The sequence below is a fragment of the Bacillus sp. 05T31 genome, from assembly GCF_056396725.1.
In genome coordinates, this window is the sequence record NZ_JBFTMA010000456.1 from 1 (window position 1) to 4,489 (window position 4,489).

Below are 4,489 nucleotides of genomic sequence, written 5' to 3' on the forward strand. Positions count from 1 at the left end.
GCCCATCCCCACTCCTTTTCCAATCGTACTTGTTATACGGAAAAACTTAAGCACTGTCGGTCCGATAATAGCACCTGTTATTCCTGCAACAACTACAAAACTAGAAGTCATAGATGGAATGCCACCAATTTGATCCGCTAATGAAATGGCAATAGGCATTGTCGCTAATTGTGGTAAAGTTGTTAATATAAGTTCCTTATCTATATTTAAAATTCCACCAATCACTACATTCATACTCGTTAAAGCCACTATACCTATCACTACGCCGATTAGTATCGCTAAAAAGTTTTTCATAAGTATCTTTCGCTCTTTAAATAGAGGTATGGCTAACGCTACAATTGCAGGACTCAAAAAACCTGAAAGAATGTCTCCCCCATTTTCCTTATACTCATGATGAGAAATACCAAATATCAAAAATAAGCAAATCATAATTGCTGTAACTGTTAATACCGGTAACGTAAATGGAAACGTAAATTTTTTATATAACTTTGTCGCCAATAAATAAATTACTACAGTAATAATAATTAAGACCATTTGAATCGTGCACCTTGTCGATTTTATTTTTTTGATGTTACTAATAATTGACTTACATACCCTGAAACAATCAATGTTACTACCGTACTTGCAACTACTAAAAGGAATATAACACTCCCCTTACTTAAAAGAAAAGATCCATATTCCATTAATCCTGTTGTCGAAGGAATTAGAAATAACGGTAAAAATACTATTAACTTTTCTGCCCCTACCTCAAACCACTTTAATGGAAAAATACGAGTAGAAAGGAGTAGAAACAATATTAACATCCCTATTAAACTTCCTGGCATCGACAGATGGAATACTCCTTGAATCCACGTACCAGCTAAGCTAAACACATATAGCACGCCTACTTGAAGTAAAAGCGTCACGTACTTCATTTCTTTCCCTCATTTCCATATTACGCTTCACTATTATGAAATCTCATTTAATGTTTCCGCAAACCTTGTAACTCCAAGTTGAATTTGTTCTACATTCGCTCTGCCAAAAGTAAATCGGACATATTCACTTTTCGAACCTAGGACGCTTCCTGGGACGCAACGTAATATGCTTATGAAAATCCTCAGATTCTAAAAATTGGTTCGCTACCCACTGTGTAAATACACTATGACCGAAATCAACTTGCTGCTTCGCATCTGCCAATCTCTCAATTACGCGCGTGGGGCCAATTACCCAACCAATACGTAATCCTGATGCAACAATTTTTGATAATGAGCTCACATAAAGAACATTCCCATTTTGATCCATCGATTTCAATGTTGGATTCACTTCTCCATTAAAAGAAGTCAAACTATACGGATCATCTTCTACAATCGGTATACCAAATTCAGAAGATAGTTCTAAAACCTTTTTACGTCTTGCCAATGAGAGTACCGTTCCAGTTGGATTTTGATAATCCGGATTTAAAAACACCATACGAATGCGATGCTTTTTGTGCAAAACGATTAAGTCATCTGGATTCATACCATGCTGATCAACTGGTAAACGGAATATTTTTAAACCTGCTGATTTAAACATCGGAAGTGAATAACAATAGGAGGGATCCTCAATTGCAATCGCATCTCCAGGCTTTAACAAACATTGAACGATAAGATTAAGTGCTTGCTGAGCTCCAGATGTAATAAGAATAGAGCTTGAATCTGCTTCTATTTGTTTATATTGCTCGACATGTGCCGCAATGGTTTTTCGCAACATTTCATTTCCAAGCGGATGGTCATAACCGAGATTTCCCATAAATGTTTTCTCCGACAAAATTGTTCGAAATCTATCACTCGGAATTAAATCTGATGACAATTCACCACTCGCTAAATTGATTAAATCATCTTTTTGTGTTTCCGTTCGAATTTGTTGAACAAGTGGTACATTAGGTAAGAACGATCCATCCTCAACGTACCTACCCCAGTTCGGTATTCGTTTATGTGACACACCCCATATATCTGTATTCACACGAGTGCCGCTTCCTTTTTTCCGTTCTACTACCCCAAGTGATTTCAATTCCTCATAAGCAGCTACGACCGTACTTCGGTTCACTTGTAAATTCTGTGCTAACATACGCTCGGAAGGTAATTTTCTATCAGAAGGGAATTCACCGGTAGAAATGCCTCTTTCAATGTAATCAGCAATTTGTTTATAAACTGGTATCTTATCTTCACGATTCGGTTGCCATTCCATTTAGTTCCCTCCTCTCCAAGCTGGTGTCCTGAACTCATTAATAACAGTATTCACTGCAAAAATGGTATTAATCAAGCGCATGATTTAAAAATGCCTCTACCGTCACATTAAAGCTAGTAGGCTGTTCTAAATAAGGTAAGTGCCCACTATTTTTCAACTCAACGAAAGTCACGTTTCTCAGGTGTTTTTCAAATTCTCTCACATACTTTTCCGGAACAAAATAATCATTCTCTCCTCGTATTATTAATGCAGGACATGCAATGTTAGAGGTATGGTCTTTGATCGTAATCAACTAATTCAGCGAATAGCCTTTGAATATGCTTCGGATGAATCGTTTGTAGGGATTGATGAAATCCTCGGACAATTGCATCATTATCTTCTACTCCCATTGCTCTCAATAACGTATCAGCCCAAGTTTTCCCTTTATCCTGCAAGCTAAGTAAATCATATACTTCAAGTCGTTCTTTACGATCTGCCGGTTCTAAATAGGGAAATGCATTTACAACAATTAAGCTAGAAACAAAACGTGGATATTGAATAGCAAAATCGATACCCACTCTAGCGCCTTTTGAAAGACCACAAATTGTTACTGATTTTAGCTTTAAATGATTACATAACTCATATAAAACATTTGAATATTCTTTAAAACTAATTTCCATCCCTTCGGATTTCCCATGCCCAGGTAAATCGAGTGAGATTACGGTCCATGTCTTCTTGAAGTATTTTCTTTGATATAACCAATTATTCGAATTTCCTCCAAGACCGTGTAAAAACAATATGACAGGACCCGATCCTTCTATATTGTAAAAAATCTTTCGATTCTTATATTCAAAATACATATTCATCACCTTCAGATGTAGCATCACATATTTTTATCTTTGAATGAATATATCCAAAACGGTTCTCTTTCTAACCACTCAACTGTGCCTGAAATACCGTCTTCATACTCCCTTTCCAGCTCATCCACTTTAGTTGTAAATTGTGATGCATGTGCTCGTAATGCTTCCAATTTTTTCGGAACATATTTTTTCACTTCATTTTTAAAATCTGGAGGTCCTATTTCGTCTTCATGATTTTTCGAAAAAGCTACAGCATAAAAGGCTGGTCGTTTACTTTCCGAAATATTAGCTAAGGCCTCTACTACTGCTTCCCCTGTTGCATCGTGATCCGGATGAACTGCATACCCAGGATAGAAAGAAATAACTACAGAAGGATCCAATTCTTCAATACAGTTTTGAATCAAGCTTCTTAATTTTCCAGGCTCTTCAAATTCAAGARTTTTATCACGATATCCCATCATACGTAAAYCTTYAATCCCTAAAATATTWGTAGCKCKCTTTARYTCTTTCTCTCTWATWGTATATAAAAATTCACGAGTTGCAAAAGGWGGATTCCCTATCGCTCTCCCCATTTCACCAAGTGTTAAGCAAACATAAGTAAGAGGGACTTTCTGCTCAGTATAAGCCAAAATTGTTCCAGCCACGCAATACGACTCATCATCCGGATGCGGGAAAACAACTAAAACGTGGCGCTCATTTTTCATCAATATATTAACTCCTTCATCATATACAAACTTTATAAAATAACGACCGCATACCAAGTAACTCCTACAAGAAGCACTAAAAGAAGAATGACATAGATAGCGGATAAGTTTTTCACATTCCTCTTTGTAGACTTACCGTAATTCTCCTCTACATTTCGTGCGACTAGTACGGTCCCAAACAGTGATACAACTACAATAATAACAACTAGTGAAATCGCAAAACTCATTGTCTTCCACCTCTCTAAGGCCAGTCTATTTTAAAGCATGAATAAAATACTACCTTTCTTCTCTTATCATAATAGAAGTTTGTAAAAAACGGACCAACCACTTTTGTGTTTTTTTGCTCATCCACTTTAAAAATAAAAAGCAACTGCTCACTTAGGACCAGTTGCTTTTTTACAAGGCTACTTATATTCATTTTCAATTAAAATTAATYCGATTTAAAAGTTTRGTCTTTTCATAATGAAACATTGATTGAGATAGCTCGAAAATTGTTCCATTTACAAGATAAACTGTATTTTCAATAAGAAGCGCTGGATCACCTTCATTTAGTTCTAAAAGCTTTGCATTTTCTTTATTTATTTTTTCACAACTAATAACTTTATCGGCAAAGCCAATATTTAATCGTAAATCCTCAATGAAATAACTGTATACAGAACTTAATGCTATTTCTTCATTCAAATAAGGAATGATATCTTTTTTGAAATAACTTACTTCAATAGAGAATGGTTTACCGTCTAC

General features: G+C 35.8%; 5 protein-coding genes and 2 pseudogenes. All 7 read right to left on the reverse strand.

What is annotated here, in order from left to right; translation table 11 throughout:
• Positions 1-534 (reverse strand): LrgB family protein (locus tag AC1DJR_RS21740; protein WP_477003476.1); only part of this gene is annotated, 534 nt, incomplete at its 3' end.
• Positions 535-557: 23 nt separating this feature from the next.
• Positions 558-914, reverse strand: coding sequence for a CidA/LrgA family holin-like protein (locus AC1DJR_RS21745; protein WP_002014630.1), 357 nt, complete (start codon positions 912-914; stop codon positions 558-560).
• A gap of 33 nt (positions 915-947) precedes the next feature.
• Positions 948-2,205 (reverse strand): annotated as a pseudogene (locus tag AC1DJR_RS21750) (aminotransferase-like domain-containing protein).
• 67 nt (positions 2,206-2,272) lie between these two features.
• A pseudogene (locus AC1DJR_RS21755) lies at positions 2,273-3,068 on the reverse strand (alpha/beta fold hydrolase).
• Entirely contained in the window at positions 3,068-3,748 is a 681-nt protein-coding gene (bshB2, locus tag AC1DJR_RS21760; protein WP_477003477.1) for a bacillithiol biosynthesis deacetylase BshB2, read from the reverse strand. Before bshB2 ends, AC1DJR_RS21755 begins: the two are co-directional and overlap by 1 nt.
• Positions 3,749-3,780: 32 nt before the next feature.
• Entirely contained in the window at positions 3,781-3,975 is a 195-nt protein-coding gene (locus AC1DJR_RS21765) for a hypothetical protein (RefSeq protein WP_002033711.1), read from the reverse strand.
• A 193-nt stretch (positions 3,976-4,168) separates the two neighbouring features.
• Positions 4,169-4,489, reverse strand: a 321-nt coding sequence (locus AC1DJR_RS21770) for a UTRA domain-containing protein (RefSeq protein ID WP_477003478.1), incomplete at its 5' end; no start/stop codon positions are given.